Source organism: Caballeronia sp. GACF4 (assembly GCF_023631025.1).
In the GTDB taxonomy this organism is placed as follows: Bacteria; Pseudomonadota; Gammaproteobacteria; order Burkholderiales; family Burkholderiaceae; genus Caballeronia.
On sequence record NZ_JALQDW010000026.1, the window covers coordinates 213,633 to 231,984 of the forward strand.

General features: G+C 62.7%; 18 protein-coding genes. 11 read left to right on the forward strand and 7 right to left on the reverse strand.

Annotated elements, in window-relative coordinates; all coding sequences use genetic code 11:
* Window positions 1–4: 4 nt before the first annotated feature.
* From metC to NCR40_RS24875, 3 genes are read right to left on the reverse strand one after another with little or no spacing between them, the layout of a single operon-like run.
* The gene (gene metC / locus NCR40_RS24865; protein WP_250510972.1) at window positions 5–1,195 is read right to left on the reverse strand and encodes a cystathionine beta-lyase; all 1,191 of its coding nucleotides are present in this window, start codon (window positions 1,193–1,195) and stop codon (window positions 5–7) included.
* The gene (locus NCR40_RS24870) at window positions 1,195–1,806 is read right to left on the reverse strand and encodes a cysteine dioxygenase family protein (RefSeq protein WP_404989404.1); all 612 of its coding nucleotides are present in this window, start codon (window positions 1,804–1,806) and stop codon (window positions 1,195–1,197) included. The genes metC and NCR40_RS24870 overlap by 1 nt, the downstream gene beginning before the upstream one ends.
* Window positions 1,800–2,645, reverse strand: coding sequence for an amino acid ABC transporter ATP-binding protein (locus NCR40_RS24875; RefSeq protein WP_284503464.1), 846 nt, complete (start codon window positions 2,643–2,645; stop codon window positions 1,800–1,802). The genes NCR40_RS24870 and NCR40_RS24875 overlap by 7 nt, the downstream gene beginning before the upstream one ends.
* A 235-nt stretch (window positions 2,646–2,880) precedes the next feature.
* Between NCR40_RS24875 and NCR40_RS24880 the strand changes: the two genes are divergently transcribed.
* The 9 genes from NCR40_RS24880 (at window position 2,881) to NCR40_RS24920 (ending at window position 12,152) form a co-directional block, all read left to right on the forward strand.
* A complete protein-coding gene (locus NCR40_RS24880; protein WP_250510973.1) occupies window positions 2,881–3,741 on the forward strand; it encodes a transporter substrate-binding domain-containing protein in 861 nt (286 codons plus the stop codon).
* Window positions 3,711–4,484 (forward strand): ABC transporter permease subunit, encoded by a 774-nt coding sequence (locus tag NCR40_RS24885; RefSeq protein WP_404989385.1) that lies wholly within the window; start codon window positions 3,711–3,713, stop codon window positions 4,482–4,484. The genes NCR40_RS24880 and NCR40_RS24885 overlap by 31 nt, the downstream gene beginning before the upstream one ends.
* On the forward strand, window positions 4,471–5,238 hold the full coding sequence (locus NCR40_RS24890) for an amino acid ABC transporter permease (RefSeq protein ID WP_250469230.1): 768 nt from the start codon (window positions 4,471–4,473) through the stop codon (window positions 5,236–5,238). Before NCR40_RS24885 ends, NCR40_RS24890 begins: the two co-directional genes overlap by 14 nt.
* 416 nt (window positions 5,239–5,654) lie before the next feature.
* Window positions 5,655–6,683 (forward strand): ABC transporter substrate-binding protein, encoded by a 1,029-nt coding sequence (locus NCR40_RS24895; protein ID WP_250510974.1) that lies wholly within the window; start codon window positions 5,655–5,657, stop codon window positions 6,681–6,683.
* A gap of 61 nt (window positions 6,684–6,744) precedes the next feature.
* Window positions 6,745–8,241: a sugar ABC transporter ATP-binding protein gene (locus tag NCR40_RS24900; protein ID WP_250510975.1), complete on the forward strand. Its 1,497-nt coding sequence runs from the start codon at window positions 6,745–6,747 to the stop codon at window positions 8,239–8,241.
* The gene (locus tag NCR40_RS24905) at window positions 8,238–9,200 is read left to right on the forward strand and encodes an ABC transporter permease (RefSeq protein ID WP_250469233.1); all 963 of its coding nucleotides are present in this window, start codon (window positions 8,238–8,240) and stop codon (window positions 9,198–9,200) included. Before NCR40_RS24900 ends, NCR40_RS24905 begins: the two co-directional genes overlap by 4 nt.
* Window positions 9,197–10,168, forward strand: a complete 972-nt coding sequence (locus tag NCR40_RS24910; protein ID WP_250469234.1) for an ABC transporter permease — start codon at window positions 9,197–9,199, stop codon at window positions 10,166–10,168. The genes NCR40_RS24905 and NCR40_RS24910 overlap by 4 nt, the downstream gene beginning before the upstream one ends.
* Before the next feature lie 26 nt (window positions 10,169–10,194).
* Window positions 10,195–11,103, forward strand: coding sequence for an SMP-30/gluconolactonase/LRE family protein (locus NCR40_RS24915; protein ID WP_250510976.1), 909 nt, complete (start codon window positions 10,195–10,197; stop codon window positions 11,101–11,103).
* A 26-nt stretch (window positions 11,104–11,129) separates the two neighbouring features.
* Complete coding sequence (locus NCR40_RS24920) at window positions 11,130–12,152, forward strand: ABC transporter substrate-binding protein (RefSeq protein WP_250469236.1); 1,023 nt, start codon at window positions 11,130–11,132, stop codon at window positions 12,150–12,152.
* 70 nt (window positions 12,153–12,222) lie between these two features.
* On the opposite strand, the gene NCR40_RS24925 is transcribed toward NCR40_RS24920, so the two are convergent.
* Window positions 12,223–12,516: a hypothetical protein gene (locus tag NCR40_RS24925; RefSeq protein WP_250469237.1), complete on the reverse strand. Its 294-nt coding sequence runs from the start codon at window positions 12,514–12,516 to the stop codon at window positions 12,223–12,225.
* A 109-nt stretch (window positions 12,517–12,625) separates the two neighbouring features.
* On the opposite strand from NCR40_RS24925, the gene NCR40_RS24930 reads away from it, so the two are divergent.
* On the forward strand, window positions 12,626–13,591 hold the full coding sequence (locus NCR40_RS24930) for a GlxA family transcriptional regulator (RefSeq protein WP_244830902.1): 966 nt from the start codon (window positions 12,626–12,628) through the stop codon (window positions 13,589–13,591).
* A gap of 25 nt (window positions 13,592–13,616) precedes the next feature.
* Here the strand turns inward: NCR40_RS24930 and NCR40_RS24935 are convergent, their stop codons facing one another.
* Window positions 13,617–14,573 (reverse strand): quinone oxidoreductase family protein, encoded by a 957-nt coding sequence (locus NCR40_RS24935; protein ID WP_250510977.1) that lies wholly within the window; start codon window positions 14,571–14,573, stop codon window positions 13,617–13,619.
* Between the two features lie 87 nt (window positions 14,574–14,660).
* On the opposite strand from NCR40_RS24935, the gene NCR40_RS24940 reads away from it, so the two are divergent.
* Complete coding sequence (locus NCR40_RS24940) at window positions 14,661–15,443, forward strand: AraC family transcriptional regulator (protein WP_250510978.1); 783 nt, start codon at window positions 14,661–14,663, stop codon at window positions 15,441–15,443.
* On the opposite strand, the gene NCR40_RS24945 is transcribed toward NCR40_RS24940, so the two are convergent.
* A complete protein-coding gene (locus NCR40_RS24945; RefSeq protein WP_250510979.1) occupies window positions 15,440–17,113 on the reverse strand; it encodes a cobaltochelatase CobT-related protein in 1,674 nt (557 codons plus the stop codon). The two genes, NCR40_RS24940 and NCR40_RS24945, sit on opposite strands and share 4 nt — an antisense overlap.
* On the reverse strand, window positions 17,110–18,300 hold the full coding sequence (locus NCR40_RS24950; RefSeq protein ID WP_250510980.1) for an AAA family ATPase: 1,191 nt from the start codon (window positions 18,298–18,300) through the stop codon (window positions 17,110–17,112). Before NCR40_RS24950 ends, NCR40_RS24945 begins: the two co-directional genes overlap by 4 nt.
* Between the last annotated feature and the right edge of the window lie 52 nt (window positions 18,301–18,352).

Consider the following 18,352-nt stretch of genomic DNA (forward strand, 5'->3'; position numbering starts at 1 on the left):
GAGGTCAGGTACAGGTGAGCCGGAAGGCACGGCGAAGATCGTCGATCAGATCGGCGGGGTCTTCGAGACCCGCGTGCAGCCGCACGACCGGTGCATCTTCAGTGAAATAGCCATGCACGCGAAGCCGCGATGCAGGGGCGATGAGCGCAAGGCTTTCGAAGCCGCCCCACGACGCGCCTTGAGAAAAGAGACGCAGGGCATCGACGAAGGCGCGGGTTGCATCGGGCGTCTTGCCGCGTGCGAATGCGAACGACACGAGACCGTTCGCGCCTTGAAAATCACGACGCCAGAGCGCGTGTGACGGATCGTCCGGCAACGCGGGATGATAGACACGCGCGACCGCGCTCTCCGTCTGCAAATATTCGGCGAGGGCCAGCGCATGCCGCGCATGTTGCGCGAGCCGCACGCCGAGCGTGCGCGCGCCACGCAGCGCCAGATAGGCATCGTCCGCGCCGACAGCCAGGCCGAGAGCATCGTGGGTATCGCGCAGACGCAGTGCAAGCGCGCGGTCGTTCGTTGCAACCGCACCCTGCATGATGTCCGAGTGTCCGCCTATGTACTTCGTCGTCGCCTGAATGGAGATATGCGCGCCGTGTTCGAGCGGTCGATGCAGAACGCCGGCGCTATACGTGTTGTCCGCGGCGAGCAAGAGGCCGTGCTCGCGGGCGAACGCACCGAACGCGGGAAGATCGACGACCTCATACAGAAACGAACTCGGCGACTCGACATAGACGAGCCGCGTCGTCGCGCGCAACGCATGGCGCGGCGGCCCGTCTTGCGCGGCAAAGTAAGTGGCTGCGATGCCGAACCGCGCAAGCAGAGGCTCGATGCGCTCGCGCACCGGGCCATACACACTGTCCTGAATCAAGACGTGATCGCCCGGCGACAACAACGCCAGGAACACCAGCGTAATCGCGGATGCACCCGATGGCGCGAGCAACGCGTGCGCCGCGCCTTCGAGTTCGCCGATCACCGCTTCGAGCGCTCGATGCGTCGCCGTGCCATGACGGCCGTAAGTCGCGACATCCTCGCCATCGTAGCGTTGTTTGTGCAACCGCTCGTAGTCGGCGCTGCTGGCAAAGCGCACGGTGCTCGTGCGTACCACAGGCATGTTCACCGGCGCCGTGCCATTCTCGAAGCCAGCGAGACCTGCGTGCATGAGCCGCGTGGCGAGCGCGGTACGCTCGTCCGTCATCAGCCGACCGCCTGGGTCTGATGGTGCAGATGCGTCTGGTTGTATCGAACGATCTTGCCGTTTTCGAAACCGAGACGTCCCGTGAGCGTTTCGAGCGGCCTGCCGTAGAGATGGAAGTGCAGCGTCGGCTGCTCGCCGGTCACGTGGATGCTGTGGATATCGTCGGGCAGGAAAGCGATGGGCGTGCCCGGTTCGACCAGCACTTCGCGGTCCACCTCGACGCTCGCGCGGTCCTCGTCGTTGCGGTCGTCCGTGCGGCGATACACGCGGTTCAACTCGCTGCCTTCCACCGCGACGATCACGGCCCACGTGTCGTGGTTATGCGGGATCGTCGCCTTGCCGGGCAACAGCGAGTTCAAATAGAGCGCGATGCCATCGCTGCCCGGATTGAGACGGTAGCGCGTCGACGTGTCGCCACTGGCCGGATCGGGCGGAGGAAAGGCTTCGCGGGTGAAAAGCTCGGGCTGGTCTGCAAGTGTCTGCAATGCGGCCGCGATGTTGGCGAGCGCGTTACGCGTGAGCCCATCGCGTTCGAGAATGGCATGCGTTTGAGCGACGAGCGTATCGACGCGCTGCGTGATGTGAGGGGCGATGGAGGGTGTCGTCACGATTGATTCGATGCAAGCGTCAGGGATGAGCGCGAACGCGTGCGCCGCACGCGTGTGCCCGCGCTGTCGAGAAAGCGCTGCGTGCGTTCGTCGCGCGGCGCATGAAAAAGTTGTGCGGGTGTGCCTTCCTCGACGATCACGCCGCCTTCGGTGAAGACCACGCGGTCGCTGATGTCCTCGGCAAAGCGCATCTCGTGCGTGACGAGCACACACGTAAGGCCTTCGTCCACGAGTTCGCCGATTACGTTCAGCACTTCGCCGACCGTTTGCGGATCGAGCGCGGAGGTCACTTCGTCGAAGAGAATGAGTTCGGGCTGCATGGCAAGCGCGCGTGCAATGGCCACGCGTTGCTGCTGTCCGCCCGAGAGTTCGCCGGGATATGCGTGGGCTTTATCGGCGAGACGCACCTTGGCAAGCAATGCGCGCGCCGTGTGTTCGGCTTCGGCGCGGCTCGTGCCGAGTACTCGGACGGGCGCGATGGTGAGGTTCTCGAGCGCGGTGAGATGCGGAAAGAGGTTGTATTGCTGAAACACGAAGCCAATGCGCTTGCGCAATTCGATCTTCTGCTCGTCGCGCGTCAAGGCCGCGACATCCACACCGTTTACGCGCACTTCGCCACGCTCGGGCGTGATGAGGCCGTTGATGCAACGCAGTATCGTCGACTTGCCCGAGCCCGAAGGCCCGATGATCGATACGGCCTGATTGCGCTTCACGCTCAGATCGATACCGCGCAGCACGGGCGTGGTCCCATACGACAGATGGACGTCGCGCATTGTGACGAGGCCCGCTGGCGGTTCCATATCGAGTCTGGCGACGGCGCGCCCGTAGACGAGAGACATCATGCGTGGCTAGAAAGTGGAATCATTCGGGCGCTTCGGCGCTACCTCTTGGGTGAGAGGCCCATTGTAGGAATGGCGCGATGCTTTCCGAACGAAGCAATCTTCACAACCTTATATGCGGCGTGACGGCGCTTTTCTCGGCGCGTGCTTTCCTTAGCAGATCAGATTCGTTTGCAGCGCGCGGCGCTGTGCCTACGCTAGCGTGTCCCGCAATTCGAACATGCAAGCCGAGGCTTCGATGTCATATGCCGTATCGCTTCAATCTTCTCTTCTTTTCACGCTCAAGCGCGCGACGCTCGCCGCGCTGACTCTCGCAAGCATTAGCGCAGGAACGGCGCACGCGGATGCCACGCTCGATCGCATCGACTCGCGTCATGAGATCGTCGTGGGCGTGATGATCACAGGCGGTCCATTCGGTTCCATCGATCCAGCCACGCAAAAGCTGCGCGGCTTCAATGTCGATCTGGCGCAGGACATCGCGAAGCGTCTGAACGTGAACGCGCAACTCGTCTCAGTGCAGCCTTCCACGCGCGTGCAGTTCTTGCAGCAGGGCAAGGTGGACATACTCGTCGCCAACATGGAATTCACCGAGCAGCGCGGCGAGATTCTCGATCATGTCGCGACGCCTTACTATCAAGTGGGCGGCACGGCGATCACGGCGAATACGAGCGGCATCACGCGCTGGGAAGATCTGCGCGGCAAACCGGTTTGCATCTCGCAGGGCAGCAGCTACATTAAACCCGTGGTCGAAAAGTATGGCGCGATTCCGCGCGCGTTTCCCGGCGCGGCCGAGTCCTTGCTCGCGCTGAAGGGCGGCAACTGCGTGGCTGCGGTTCACGATGCCGCGCCGCTGCTCTATCCGCTGCAACAGCGCGATCCCGAGTGGCGCGCGTATCGAACCTTGCAGCCCGAACTCGCGCCCGCGCCTTCGGTGATCTGGGTGCGGCAGGGCGAAAAGGACACGGCCGCACGTATCGATAGCTTCGTGCGCGACTGGCATCGCACAGGCTGGCTGATCGATGTCGAAGCGAAGAACGGTCTCACACCGCCATCGCCCGCGCTCGCGCAATGGCACACGACGCAGGTGTCGTCGAAATGACATCGTTCGCGCACGAGTTGATTGCACGCGCGCAGCACGCGGGACTCGACTACCGCTTTCTGCTCGATAGCTACGATCGCGCGTCGTTCGTGAGCGGCATCGGCTTATCGATCGGCATCGTTGCGGCGACGCTGCTCGGCAGCGCAATCGTCGGCGTGGTCTTGCTCGTGGCGTTGCGTTCGAGCAGCGCGTTGCTCGAAGGCATTGCGCGCGGTGTGATCGAACTCACGCGCAATACGCCGACCATCGTGCAACTGTACTGCGCGTTTCTCGTGCTCAATACGCTCATCACGCAGCATCTGCAGGCGCATGGCGCGGACAATCCGCTCAAACCATTTCTGTGGGTCGTGATCGTGCTTTCGATCAACAAGGGCGCGTTTCATGCCGAAGCGCTGCGCGCCGGTTTCGATGCCTTGCCGCGCGAAACGCTCGAAGGCGCGGACTCGCTCGGCTTCTCGCGCAAGACGCGCTTCTTGCGCGTGGAGTTGCCGCTGGCGTTACGCGCGGCGCTGCCCGCGCTCGTCAACAATGCGGTGGAACTGGTCAAGGCATCGGCGATTGCATCGGCTATCGCGGTCGGAGACATCACGTATCAATCGATCATGATCTGGACGCAGCGCGACAACGTACTCGCGTTGATGCTGCTGATACTCGCGTTCTTCTACGCGCTCACGGCGCTCGTCAACGTGTCGGGCCGCTGGATAGAGCGGCGGCTTGCGGTGCCCGGTTATGGTCAGCGATAGACCCGGCGCCTATGCGGGCGCGACTATCGCCGTGGCCGCGCTCGTGCTATGGCTCATGGCGCCGCGCGATATTCCCGGCGCGCAACTGCTTGCCGATTTCGTTCGATGGCTCCCCGCGTTGCTGCACGGCTTCGCAATCAATGTCGCGGTGAGCATCGGCGCGTTGACATTCGGCACGGTGCTGGGTGTGTTCGTCGGTTCGCTCTCGCTGGCTCGCGGTATCGTCGGCCGGGCGGCGCGGCTTTGGGTGCAGGCGTTTCGCAATGCGCCGTGGCTCGTGCTGATTTTTTTCACGACCTATGTGTTTCCGTTCGAGTTCGATCTCGGCGGACATATCGTGCCGTTTCCCGACTGGCTCAAGGTGGTTGCGGCGCTCGCGCTGCCGGCGAGCGCGAATATTGCCGAGGTATTTCGCGGCGCGGTGCAGTCCATTCCCTCCACGCAATGGGATGCCGCCGGTTCGCTCGCCATGTCGCGCCGGCAGATTCTCTTGCTGATCGTGCTGCCGCAATGCATGCGCCGCATGCTGCCGCCGTGGATGAACGTCTACGCGATCATCACGATGGGCACGGCGCTGTCATCGCTCGTCGGCATTCACGACGTGCTCGATACCGCGCAGATCGCCAGCACGACGGTCGCGCATTCGAGCTTCACCGTGCTCATGTACATGAGCGCGCTCGCGTTGTTCTTCGTTTATTGCTATCCGGTGACGCTTGCGACCCGCGCGGTCGAGCGGCGCTTGCGTTCGCGCTAGGCTTATCTTCGTCAGGCGCGGCGTTGCCCGCGCTCCGCGCTCGCGGAGACATCTCCTTACCCGTTCCGTTAATCGAATTGCGCGAGCCAAAGGCAGTCGTTATACTGCCTCGGCGGTATAGTGGCCTGACCACTGCAATTGGCCTGACCGCGACAGACAAAGGTAATGGCAACTCCTGGCAAGCATCGCACCGGCATTCGCGCCCGTGCGCTTACGAAAGGCGTGTGATCATGATGTCGTTTCAAACCCTCGGCCTCGCCCCGCGCAACGCCCGCAATGTTCTCGAACAGTCGTGCCATTCTTTATCCCTCGACACAGAGGGAGGGCCGAACGCGCCCTGATCGTCCATACGCATTCGGCCTGACAAAACGCTAATTCAATCAACGATAGCAGGCGACATGAAAGGAGACACAAGGATGTTCCGCAATGGAAAGACGGCCGCGCTCGCGCTGGCCTCATGCCTCATCGCAACCGGTGCGCACGCGCAAGTCGCAACCGGCGATACCTCGCAGAAGAAGATCGCGTTGTCCAACAGCTTCGGCGGCAACGCCTGGCGGCAGTCGATGCTGAAGAGCTGGAACGCCGTGTCGGAGCAGGCGGTCAAGGACAAGAAGGTCGCCGCCGCGCCCGCGTTCACCACGGCGGAGAATCAGGTCACGGAGCAGGCGCAACAGGTGCAGAACCTCATCCTGCAAGGCTATAACGCCATCGTGATCGATGCCGTCTCGCCCACCGCGCTCAACGGCACCATCAAGAAGGCATGCGCGGCCGGCGTGGTCGTGGTGTCGTTCGACGGCATCGTCGATGAACCCTGCGCGTATCGCGTCAACTTCGACTTCAAGGGCTGGGCGGAACAGGGCGTCGATTTTCTGGCGCAGCGTCTCAACGGCAAGGGCAATATCCTCGAAGTGCGTGGCGTGGCCGGCATCTCGGTCGACAACCTCATGCATGAAGGCGTGCTCGAAGGCATGAAGAAGCATCCGGGCATGAAGCTCGTCGGCTCCGTGTATGGCGACTGGACGCAATCGGTCGCGCAAAAGGCCGTGGCGGGTATCTTGCCGACGCTGCCGCAAGTGGATGGCGTCGCGACCGAAGGCGAAATGTCCTTCGGTATCGCGCAGGCGTTCAAGGCAGCCAATCGCCCGACGCCGCCGATGATTATCGGCAGCACGTATCCCGAACTCAACTGGTGGAATGAGCAGACGAAAGCCGGCTATCAGTCGCGTTCGCTGTCGAATCCGCCGGGCGCGGTGAGCTTTGCTTTCTGGGTCGCGCAGCAAGTGCTGGCAGGCAAGAAGATCCCGAAGGAAGTGACCATCAACGTGCCGCTGCTTGAAATCTCGCAACAGGAATTGCCCGCGAAGCTCGCGGCGACGCCACCGGGCGGCATCAGCGATGTCACCTACACGTTGCCGCAAACCGTCGCGCTGCTCGACAAGAAGTGATCTCCATGGCGGCGCATGCCTGCAAGGGCCGCGCCGCTTTCTCCACACATGGAGCACGTGAATGAGTGCAACTTTTGATACCGGTAACAGCGGCGGCACCGGTCATGCCGGTAAGCGCGCCGCGCTGATTCGCTTCGAAGGCATCGGCAAGACGTTCGGCCGCGTGCGCGCGCTGGCCGATGTCGATTTCACCTTCCTGCAAGGCGAGTGCGTGGGTATCGCCGGGCATAACGGCGCAGGCAAGTCCACACTGATGGCCGTGCTCGCGGGCGTGTACGAACCGACGCAGGGCACCATCGAAGTGGACGGCAAGCATGCCGAAGGCTACGACGCCAACTCCGCACGCGATGCAGGCGTGCGCTGCGTGTTCCAGGAACTGTCGCTATGCGCGAACCTGACCGTCGCCGAGAACATGTGCGTCGTGCACCCGCAATTGCATGGACGCGGCTGGCGGCGTCGCGCCACGGCGTTGATGCGCGAGAAGCTCGAAGAGATTTTTCCCGGCAATGGATTGAAGGGCAATGAGCTCGTTTCCGATCTCACCCTCACGCAGCAACAGATGGTGGAAATCGCGCGCGGCTTCACGGTGACGGATGCGCCCGTGCGTCTCGTGATTCTCGACGAACCGACGTCTTCGCTCGATGCTCACACCGCCGACCAGTTGCTTGCGTTCGTGCGCAAGGCGGCGCAAAGCGGCATTACGTGTCTGCTCATTACGCATATGTTGGGCGAAATAGAGCGCGTGGCGGACCGCGTGATGGTCATGCGCGATGGCGGTATCGTCAGCGTGCTGGGCCGTGACGATGCGAAGCGCGAATCGATCATCCAGGCGATGGGGCAGCATCTCGAAGCCGACAAGACGCCGGGCACGGTGCGCGAACAGAACGCGCGCAATGACGAGCGGCATTTTCGCTGGACGCTGGGTGCCAAACGCGAGACATCCGTCGATGCCGCGCGTGGCGAAGTCGTCGGCTTTGCGGGACTTGCGGGACAAGGGCAGACCGAAGCGTTGCTCGCCATCTACGAAGCCGCGACGAATAATGCGAAAGTCGCTTTCGTGGCGGGCGATCGCGCTCGCGACGGCGTTTTCCCGGTGTGGTCGATTGCGCAGAATCTGGACTTGCGCTGGCTTGCGGGCGGCATGAAACGCGCGCGCGGTCTGGTCGATCTCGCGGCGGCCCGTGAAGTGGTCGAAGCATGGCGCGCGAAGATCGGCATACGCGGTGCGTCGATGAACGCGGGCATTCTGTCGCTCTCGGGCGGCAATCAGCAGAAGGTGCTGTTTGCCCGCGCGCTTGCATCGAATGCAGAACTCATCCTGATGGACGATCCCACACGCGGCGTCGATGTCGGCACGAAACGCGACATCTATCAGCTCGTGCATGCGGAAGCCGCGAAAGGCCGCACGTTCATCTGGTACACGACCGAAAACGAGGAACTGTCGCACTGCGACCGCACTTACGTGTTCCGTTCGAGTCACGTCACGCGTGTGCTGCATGCGGACGAATGCACGGAAGAAGCGCTGCTCGCGGCGAGTTTCGAGGAGCAAGCAGCATGACGCCCGCCAGTAGTAACACCCGCGCCAACGCATCGAATACGCAAGCACGTTTGCGCGCCTTGCTTCCCGCCATCTCGCTCGTCGCCGTGTTGGTGCCGATTCTCGTCATGCAGCCCACGGTGATGAGTTACTTCGGTTCCAGCCTGCTGCTGAATCTCGCCGTGCCGATCGTGCTCGCCACGCTTGCGCAGCTTGCGATCATCACCGTGAACGACCTCGACCTTTCCATCGGGCCATTCGTGAGTCTCGTCGCGTGCATCGGCGCGACGCTGCTCGTAAAGACGCCGTGGCTCGGCGCGTTGACGCTCGTCGGTTGCGTGCTCGCATATGCGGCTGTCGGCGCGCTCATCGAGTTGCGCCAGATACCGTCTATCGTCGTCACGCTCGGGCTTTCGTTCGTGTGGAGCGGCCTTGCAATCGTGCTCTTGCCGTCGCCTGGCGGCACGAGTCCCACGTGGCTCGGCAACGCAATGAATTATCAGACGCCCTTCATCGCCGCGCCTATCGTGTGGTCGGTGCTGATCGCGATCATCGGTCACTTGCTGCTCATGCGCTCGTCGGCGGGCGTGCGCATTCGCGGTGCGGGCGGCAACCCGCGCGCAATGCGCCGCTTCGGCTGGTCGCTCGTGCGCAGCAAGGCGACACTGTATGGCATAGCGGGCGTGTTCGGGGTGCTGTCGGGTCTGTCGCTGCTCGGTCTCACCACTTCCGCCGATGCCAACCTTGCACTGCGTTACACGCTGCTTTCCATCGCGGCCGTGATCCTCGGCGGCGGCGAATTCGTCGGTGGACGCGTGTCGGTGATCGGCGCGGTGCTGGGTGCGATCACGCTGACGCTCGCGGCATCGTTCCTCGCGTTCCTCAACATTTCGTCGGACTGGCAGGTCGGCATGCAAGGCGCGATTCTCATCGTCGTGCTTTCGTTGCGCGTGCTGCTGCAACGTGGAGAGCGCCGATGAACACACTCGCGGACAAGAATGGAAGCACCTGGACGCGCCTCAAGAGCATTCAGGCGCCCTGGGCCTGGTCATTCGTCGGCGCGGTGCTGGTGTGGTTCGCCATCGTCGTGATCTTCGGCTTCGGCATTGCGAGCAATGTCGCGCAGACCGCGCTCACTTACGGCGTCTTCATGGTGCTCGTCGGGCTCGGGCAGATGCTCGTCATCACGTCGGGCGTGGGCAATATCGACTTGTCGGTGCCATCGACGATAGCGCTTGCGGGCGTCGTCGGCATGCACGTGATGGGCGGCACGAACGGCGGCATTGCACTCGGCATTGCGGCGGTGCTGGGCGTGGGGATCGTGATCGGCCTCGTGAATTACGCATTGATTCGCTTGCTGCGCATTCCGCCGATCATCGCCACGCTGTCGTCGAGCTTCATCATTCAGTCGGTCGCCATCACGCAAGGACGGCAACTGCCGCCGCCGCCTCCCGCGCTCGGAGCCTTTGCGACGGGACGCTTCCTCAACGTGCCGTATATCGCGCTCGTGGCGCTGGTTCTATCCCTCGTGCTGGGCGTGCTCTTGCATCGCGCGGTGTATGGGCGCCAGCTTTCCGCTATCGGTCAGAACTCGCGCGCGGCATGGCTTGCGGGCGTGAACGTGCATCGCACGCGCTGCATCGCGTACGTGCTTTCTTCGATGATCGCCGCGCTCACGGCCTTGCTGCTCGCTTCGGTATCGGGCGGCGCATCGCTCGACATGGGCGTGGAGTACATGCTCATATCGATTGCGGTGGTCGTGATCGGCGGCACGCTCGTGACAGGGGGCAAGCCGACCATCACGGGCGTGTGGGGCGCATCCATGTTCCTCTTTCTCACGAATGCCGTGCTCAACGCGGTAGGTGCGGATGCGGGCGTGCGCTCCATCGTGTATGGCGTGCTCATCATCGCGGTGACGGTGGCCGCGGGCGGCAAGGTGGTGCGCTGAAACGGATTCAAAAAAGGAGGAGACACATGAAGTCAGGAGAGTTCGAGATGCACGACGCGCGTTTCAAGTGGCTGATGCAGGGCAATGCGCCACTGCAGAAGATCACGGGCGATTGTCTGTGGGCCGAGGGTCCGGTGTATTTTCCGGCGGCGGACATGCTCATTTGGAGCGACATTCCCAACAACCGCATGTTGCGCTGGGCGCCGGGCATGGGCGTGGGCGTGTATCGCGCGCCGTCGAATTACAGCAACGGCAATACGCGCGACCGCGAAGGGCGGCTCGTGAGTTGCGAGCATGGCGCGCGCCGCGTGACGCGCACGGAGCACGATGGCAGCATCGTCGTGATTGCATCGGAATACGAAGGCAAGCGGCTCAATTCACCGAACGACGTCGTGGTCGATTCACACGGCGCGATCTGGTTCACGGACCCCGATTACGGGATCATGAGCGATTACGAAGGGCATCGTGCGCCAAGCGAGATCGGCCGATGCAACGTATATTGCGTCTCCCCCGACGACACGCACGTGCGCCTGGTTTGCGATGACTTCGTCAAGCCGAACGGTCTTGCGTTCTCGCCGGACGAGTCATTGCTGTACATCGCCGATTCGGCGGCATCGCACGACGACACCGCGCCGCGTCATATCCGCGTGTTCGATGTCGCGAAGGACGGCGCGCTGCGCAATAGCCGCGTGTTCGTGGACATGCCAAGCGGCGTGCCGGATGGCTTGCGTCTGGACGAACATGGCAATGTCTGGACGAGCGCGGAAGACGGCGTGCACTGTTATGCGCCGGACGGCACGTTGCTCGGCAAGATATTCATTCCCGAAGTGGTGGCGAACCTGACCTTCGGCGGGTTGAATCGCGATCGCTTGTTCATCGCGGCGACTTCTTCACTCTATTCCGTGGCCGTGAGCGTGCGCGGCGTCGGACGATAAAGACACGTCTACAAGGAGACAGCAACGTGAAAACAGTATTGTCGTTTCTTGCCGGCGCCTGCTTCGTGGCGTTGTCGGCAAGCGCATCGGCGCAAGTCGCGACGGGCGATACTTCGTCGCTCAAGATCGCGCTTTCGAACAACTACGCGGGCAATAGCTGGCGTCAGCAGATGTTGAAGAGCTGGTCGAACGTGGCGGACCCGGCTGTAAAGCAAAAGGTCGTCGCGGCCGCACCCACCTTTACGACCGCCGAGAGTCAGGCGACCGAACAGGTCCAGCAGATTCAGAATCTCATATTGCAGGGCTTCAAGGCCATTGCCGTCGATGCCGTCTCGCCCTCCGCGCTCAATGGCGTCATCAAGCAGGCGTGCGGCGCGGGCGTGACGGTCGTGTCGTTCGACGGCATCGCGACCGAACCGTGCGCGTATCGCATCGCCGTGGATTTTCAGGGCATGGGGCGCATGCAGGTGGATTATCTGGCGAAGCGTCTGAACGGCAAGGGCAACTTGCTGGAAATTCGCGGGCTCGCGGGCGTTTCCGTGGATGACGAGATTCATCAGGGTATCGTCGATCAGCTCAAGAAGTATCCGGGCCTGAAGATCGTCGGTTCGGTGCATGGCGACTGGACGCAAACCGTGGCGCAGAAGCAGGTTGCGGGTATCTTGCCGACCCTGCCGCAGATCGATGGCGTGGTCACGCAAGGCGGCGATGGCTTCGGTACGGCGCAGGCCATCAAGGCGGCGGGCCGGCCGACGCCTATCATCATCCTCGGCAACCGGCAGGAAGAACTGGCGTGGTGGGCGGAGCAGAAGAAGACCGGCTACGAGACCATGTCGGTGACCATTCCGCCGGGGGCTTCGTCGTTTGCGTTCTGGGTCACGCAGCAGGTGCTGGCCGGGAAGAAGATTCCGCACGATATCCGCATGCCGGTGCTCGAAGTGAAGCCTGAAGAACTGGACGCGGTGTTGGCCAAGACGCCAACGGGCGCACTGGCTAACAAGGAATACACGCGGGATGAGGTCGTCGCGGTGATCGACGGAAAGAAGTAGACGTTTGCGAAGTAGCGTGTCGAAGGGCGGCCGATGAATGGCCGCCCTTCGACTTTCATGACGCGCCTGATCAGCCCTTCTGAATCAACCGCCCAAGCGGCGCGAGCGGACCCACGGGAATCAGGTCGAAAGTCATGAAACCGCCTTCGGTCAGCGGCAGCGCGCCGACTTCCGCTCGGGCCGCGTCGACCGATTCGACGTCCATCAGAAACATCACGCCCGGACGGTCCTGACGGAACCAGAATTGCTCGATCTTGCCATCGAGATAAAGTTGCAGCGTATGCGGAACCTCCTTCGGCATGATCCGTTGCTGCTGCTCCGGTGTGGGCGGATTGGTGATGGATCCAACTGCGAATACCTTCATGGGTGAACTCCTTCCTTGACTGCGTTGCGATGTACAACGGAGCTCACTGTAGTCTTAGGGCGCAAAAACCGGTATCGTCGCAAATGCCAACTTTGAGGGCGTTTACGCCATGCGAATTTCAATCGTCGCTTTGGAAGGCCTGTTCGATACCGGGCTCACGGTCCTGCTCGATGCGTTCACGCTCGCCAACAAGTTCTCCGCTCAGGCCACGGGCGGTGCGCCTCGGTTTGATGTTTCGCTGGTCGGCGTGCGCAAGAAGGTCCGCTCGGCGCAGGGATTCGGCATTCCGGTTCGGCCGGTTGCAGCCGACCTGAAGCCCGACTGGGTGATCGTGCCGGCATTGAGCACCGGCACGCCCGAGTTGCTCGTTCCCGCGCTCGAACGTCCGGATGTGAGAAAGGCCAGAGCGCAACTGCTGCAATGGCACGACGAGGGCGCGCTTATCGCAGCCTCGTGCATCGGCACGTTTCTGCTGGCGGAAACCGGGCTGCTCGATCATCGCGAAGCGACGACGACCTGGTGGCTCGGTCCGTTTTTCCGGCAGCGCTATCCGCATGTGCTGCTCGACGAATCGCGCATGCTCGTGCCGACCGATGTGGGCGTGACAGCCGGCGCGGCACTGGGACATCTCGATCTGGCGTTGTGGCTGATCCGCAAGGCAAGCCCGGAACTCTCGAATCTGGTGTCGCGTTATCTGCTTGCGGACCTTCGCTCCTCCCAAGCGCCCTACATGATCCCCAATCATCTGGCGCAAGCCGATCCGCTCATTCTGCGTTTCGAGCGATGGTCGCGAGAGCACCTCAAGTCAGGCTTCTCGCTTCAGGAGGCCGCCAGCGCGCTCGCGACGAGCACGCGTTCGCTGCAACGCCGGTGTCAGGACGTGCTCGGCAAGTCTCCGCTCGCGTACTTTCAGGATCTGCGGGTGGAACGCGCGCAGGCGCTTTTGCATGGCAGCGGTCTCGACCTCGAAGCTATCGCGGCCGAAGTCGGTTATGTCGATGGCGCAACCCTGCGCACGCTCTTGCGTCAACGCCTGGGACGCGGTGTGCGAGACCTTCGCGCGGACTTGCGCTGAGAGCGGTGCGCCGGGACTTTAAACTTCAACGCATGGCGAACACCGTGCGCTGTTTGTTGTCATTGCCGTCCCAGTGCTCGCTCAACTGCGAGAGCGGCACCGCTTTTGCATCGACACGTAATGCTCCCGATGCAGCCGCGTTCAGTACCGCCTTCACGCATTCGAGCAAGCGCGGCAGTGCAACGCTGCCGATCCCGCTGCCCATCAACGTGATTGCAGTGGAACGCAGCACGGCGCCCGGCAAGCCGATCTCGGCGCCGCCAATCGAGCCGATCTGTACGAAGCGCAAGACACGGCCATCGTCCAATGCTTTCGCGGCGGCGATCAACAAGGCACGCGCACCAGGACCCCAGAGATAGTCGAGCACGATATCGACGCCTTCCGCGAACTGCGCTTCGAAAGCACGCGACATCGCATCCTCGTTTTCATCAAGGGCGATCGTGACATCGGCGCCGGCTTCGCGCAGCGTGTCGAGCACCGCCGCGTTGCGCCCTGTCGCGATGATCTTGCCCGCACCGAGATGCTTCGCTATCTGCACCGCGAGTTGTCCGGACGTGCCCGTCGCACCGTTGATCCACACGGTTTCGCCCGCGACGAAGCGTGCACGCTCGGTAAGCGCGGCCCACGACGACATGCCGGGAATGGCGATGGCAGCGGCGGTCACATCGTCGATTGCATCGGGCAGCGGCGCGCTACGTAATTGCGGCACGAGCGTGCGTTCCGCCATCGCGCCGAAGGGCGCAGACGGATTGAAAAAGTAGACGCGCGTGCAGTCATCCAGACGCCCGACGCCGTCCACGCCCGCGACGAACGGAAACACCTTGCCCGACGAGTAATGCTGTCCCAACGCCTTGGCGCGGGCGAGCTGACTGAGCGCCGCGGCACTGACCTGAACGATGTGGTGTTCCGGCGTTGCGACGGGTTCGGCGAAGTCGCCGTAGAACGGTTGTTGTCCTGCTGCGTTGACAATTGCGGCTTTCATAGTGCCTCCATGACGAATGCATCCAGTCTAGCCATGCGAGCGCGGCCAATCTCCGGTATAAAAGCCAATCGATACGGCAAACCGGCCATGACTACACCGCTCATTCGCCCCGACCTCGTCACTTCGCCAGACGGGCCTTTTCTCGCTGCCGCCGAACTCACGCAAGCCGCGCCGCGCGAAATGTCCCTGCACAGTCACGCGCGCGGACAGTTGATGGGCGCGTTGAGCGGCCTGATGTCGATAGGTCTCGAATCTCACCGCTGGGTCGTGCCCGCCATTCATGCGATCTGGATTCCGCCGCATCGCGCGCATTCGGTGCGCTCTTTCGGGCCGTTCGCGGGATGGAGCGTGTTCATTGCCGAAGCGCGCTGCGAGGCCTTGCCGAAGGAACCGCGAGCCATCCGCGCAAGCGCGCTCATGCGCGAGGCCGTGCATCGCGCGGCGACATGGCCGGGCGAACCGCTCGATGCATCGCAGGCGCGTATCGCGGATGTCATCATCGACGAACTCGCGGCTGCGCACGAAGAGCCGCTTCATCTGCCGCGTCCCGCCGATGCCGCGCTCGTCAAGATAACGGATGCGCTCGGCCGCGATCTCGCGGACAATCGCCGTCTGGAAGAATGGGCCGCGTGGGCAGGCGTGTCGGCTCGGACGTTGAGCCGTCGCTTCATCGCGGATACGGGGTTGACCTTCGCGCAGTGGCGTCAGCAAGCACGCATGTTGCGTTCGCTGGAACGCGTGGCGGATGGCGCGCCGGTGACGACCATCGCGCTGGAACTCGGCTATGAAAACATCAGCGCATTCATCGATGTGTTTCGCCGCACCTTCGGCACGACGCCCGGCCGCTATATGGCGAGGAAGCGCGTTTAGATGTGTTCCAGCATCCATTCCCGATGCCCGAGCAGTGTCTGCCCCAGCACTTCGAACGCCGCCGCGGGCAACTGCTGAAGCTCTTCCACGACGCTGCATACGGGATAGAACTCTTCGACCGCGTCATCGAGTATGCCGATACCGATGAGTTCCACCTTACGCGCGAGCACGTCGCGCACACGCTCGCGCAGATCGCTACGCAAAAGCGCGGGGTGACCTTCTCCCGTCGCCGGATAACCGTCCGACAAAACCATGAGTATGCGACGGCGCGCACGTCTCGCGAGCAATCTTTCGGCGGCCCAGGTCAGCGCTTCGCCATCGGGATTTTCGTGGCCGCATGCTATGCGCGCAAGCCCGCTGAGATTGGCCGAATCGAAGCGCTTAAAGACTTGCAAATCGAGTCTTTCGACAAAGCGATTGAAGCCTTCGGGCGGCGTGTGTCCACTAGAGAGCCAGCGCTCGTAATAAGCGCGCATGTCCGCGTCTTCTATCGAGCTATAGCCCAGCACTTCGCATGCGAAGCCGAGTTGTTCGAGCGCGTCGCACAGCGCGGTCGCGCATAGCCGTGCAAGTTCGATCTTGCGTCCAGCCATGGAGCCGCTTCGATCGATCAGCAGCGTGACGGCGGCATCGCGGCCGGGACGCGCGCGTGCCGCACGAAACGGCGTGCGATAGCCAGGCGATGTTGCAAGACGCACGAGCGACGGCCGGTCGAGTTCGCCGCGTTCCTGTTCGCGCTGCCAGTGCGTTTGTTCGTCGGCCTTCAATGCGCGTTCAAGACGTGCCTTCAACGGCCCTGTTTGTGCGCGCGCCAGCGTGCGCAGCTTGCGCCATGCGGTGGGGTCGCCCATGCCGGTGAGATCGGTCACGCGATCGAATTCCGTGGTGAGGGGAACGGAGCGTGTCGGTCGTTCGATCGGCGATGCATTGCGTTCGGGCGCGATGGCATCGCCTTGAGAATCGGGCGAGGAATCGTCGAGTGGCGCCGCGCTGGAATGCGCGGGCGTCGACTCTTCGCTGCTTGCGTCGTATTCGGGCTCGGATGCCGACTCGTGGTCCACGATGAACATCATGTTGTTGATGTCGCCCGCCGATAGCGCTGCAATGCGTTCGAGCGTGCGCATTGCAAGACGCACGCTTTGTTCCGTCGATACGCTCGCACGCCCTTCGCGCAGGATATCTTCCATCACATGAAGCGCCGTGCCCAACGATGGCGTGTCCTCCACGGCCGTCGCTTGCTCGTTCCAGAGCGCGCGTTCGACGCGCCAAGCAAATTGCTCGCGCCAACTGAGCTTCTGCCAGCCGCCAAGCACGAGTTCCTGCCGATGCTCGCGGTACGAACGCAATAACGCTTCGGCACCGGGGTAAGCATCGAGCAGAAGGGCGCACGCGCGTCTGTCGTCGAGTGCGCGAGCGATACCGCGTGCACCTGCTGCCGTCTTGTCGAGTGCGTCTGAATCGCAATGACAATGCCGCGCGACGAGCAAGTCGAGATAGCCCTTAACCGTGTCGTTTTGCGTCGTCGGGTCGAGCGTATCCGGCAGCAAAAGCAGCTTGCCGCGCACGACAGGCCCGTCCGGTGAGAAGCCGATTTCCAGATCGTCACGACGAGCCAGCGTGCGCGCGAGCTTCGCGAGATTGTCGTCATCCATCGGCGTCGATGCGTTCATCTCGCGATGTAATGCTGCACGATATCGCGGATCAACGCGGCGTCCTCGGCGCTGACCTTGGCGTAGATCGTCGGACCCGCGGCGGCTTCCGGGTCGCCGCTTCTCAGCATGAGCGCGGTCCAGTCGAGCAGCCTGCGCGTGGAGAACGCGCTCGACAGATCTTCGCGCGCGAAGGCAGCGCGACAGTCCGCCGCGATGGAGGCAAGCGTCGTCGCCATGGATGCGCTCACGCCCTCACCGAAGGTACGCACGAGCACCTCGGCTTCATCGGTGGGAGAAAGGTAGTCGAATTGATACACGCGCCAGCGGTCGAGGAACGCCTCGTTCATCACGTTGGCGCCCTGATACAAGTGCCGATATTGACTCATCGCGCCGACTGCATTGGCTGTCGCAAACAATCTAAACGAGGGATGCGGCGTCACGATCTCGTTGCCCTTCTCCTTGAGCAGGAGACGTCCGCCGGGTTCCAGCACGGCGGTGAGGACGGCGAGTATCGCGGGTTCGGCGAAGTCCACTTCGTCGACGATCAGCCAGAGACCTTCGCGCATGGCGGTGGGCAACACGCCGTCGATCCAGATGGTCTCGCCGCCCTTGACGGTCCAGAAGCCGACGAAGTCGCCGACTGTCGTCTGGCCGTTCATGTTCGAGCGCAGCACGCCCTGATTCGTATGCGCGGCGACTTGTTCGATGAGGCTCGTCTTGCCCGTTCCCGTATGCCCGATCAGCAAGAGGCGCCGGTTCTCGACGATGTCCAAGAGGATGTCGCGTGAGCGTGCCGCGAAGAGATAGGCCGGGTTCGGTGCGGGAACGAAGGGTCCGCCCGCACCCGTCGGCATGGACACGGAGTCGATGACCGTGCTGTCCACCATGCTCACGACGCCCACGCTTGCAACGGCCGCGCGCTTCAAGTCCTGCATGAACGCATGACGGTTTGGAGACGACGCCTGATCTTCCCGATGCTTCACGAAGCCTTCACGCCGCCACTTTTGCAGCTTGGCTTCGAGATTGTCGAGGTCGACCACTGTATCGACACGGACTTCGCCCGCATTCAGACGATGCAGGATGCGATACAGATGCGGCCGGTCCGCGTGACTGACGGTCCATTGGCCGGCGTTTGCATCGGCGGGATGAACATAGACGCCGACGTGAGACGCGTCGCGCGTGGAAGATTCGAAAGAGGCGTTCATGAAAGGCGAGGCGCGGGCGATGACCTGTGCGAGGGTGCATCAAAAGTTACGC

What these genes read in the sequence shown, in the direction of transcription:
- NCR40_RS24945 (WP_250510979.1), bottom strand. Translation starts at nt 17,113, where the DNA reads ATGAACGCATCGACGCCGATGGATGACGACAATCTCGCGAAGCTCGCG.
- NCR40_RS24885 (WP_404989385.1), top strand. Translation starts at nt 3,711, where the DNA reads ATGGCACACGACGCAGGTGTCGTCGAAATGACATCGTTCGCGCACGAG.
- NCR40_RS24875 (WP_284503464.1), bottom strand. Translation starts at nt 2,645, where the DNA reads ATGATGTCTCTCGTCTACGGGCGCGCCGTCGCCAGACTCGATATGGAA.
- NCR40_RS24915 (WP_250510976.1), top strand. Translation starts at nt 10,195, where the DNA reads ATGAAGTCAGGAGAGTTCGAGATGCACGACGCGCGTTTCAAGTGGCTG.
- NCR40_RS24900 (WP_250510975.1), top strand. Translation starts at nt 6,745, where the DNA reads ATGAGTGCAACTTTTGATACCGGTAACAGCGGCGGCACCGGTCATGCC.
- NCR40_RS24880 (WP_250510973.1), top strand. Translation starts at nt 2,881, where the DNA reads ATGTCATATGCCGTATCGCTTCAATCTTCTCTTCTTTTCACGCTCAAG.
- NCR40_RS24895 (WP_250510974.1), top strand. Translation starts at nt 5,655, where the DNA reads ATGTTCCGCAATGGAAAGACGGCCGCGCTCGCGCTGGCCTCATGCCTC.
- NCR40_RS24935 (WP_250510977.1), bottom strand. Translation starts at nt 14,573, where the DNA reads ATGAAAGCCGCAATTGTCAACGCAGCAGGACAACAACCGTTCTACGGC.
- metC (WP_250510972.1), bottom strand. Translation starts at nt 1,195, where the DNA reads ATGACGGACGAGCGTACCGCGCTCGCCACGCGGCTCATGCACGCAGGT.
- NCR40_RS24925 (WP_250469237.1), bottom strand. Translation starts at nt 12,516, where the DNA reads ATGAAGGTATTCGCAGTTGGATCCATCACCAATCCGCCCACACCGGAG.
- NCR40_RS24930 (WP_244830902.1), top strand. Translation starts at nt 12,626, where the DNA reads ATGCGAATTTCAATCGTCGCTTTGGAAGGCCTGTTCGATACCGGGCTC.
- NCR40_RS24950 (WP_250510980.1), bottom strand. Translation starts at nt 18,300, where the DNA reads ATGAACGCCTCTTTCGAATCTTCCACGCGCGACGCGTCTCACGTCGGC.
- NCR40_RS24905 (WP_250469233.1), top strand. Translation starts at nt 8,238, where the DNA reads ATGACGCCCGCCAGTAGTAACACCCGCGCCAACGCATCGAATACGCAA.
- NCR40_RS24910 (WP_250469234.1), top strand. Translation starts at nt 9,197, where the DNA reads ATGAACACACTCGCGGACAAGAATGGAAGCACCTGGACGCGCCTCAAG.
- NCR40_RS24940 (WP_250510978.1), top strand. Translation starts at nt 14,661, where the DNA reads ATGACTACACCGCTCATTCGCCCCGACCTCGTCACTTCGCCAGACGGG.
- NCR40_RS24890 (WP_250469230.1), top strand. Translation starts at nt 4,471, where the DNA reads ATGGTCAGCGATAGACCCGGCGCCTATGCGGGCGCGACTATCGCCGTG.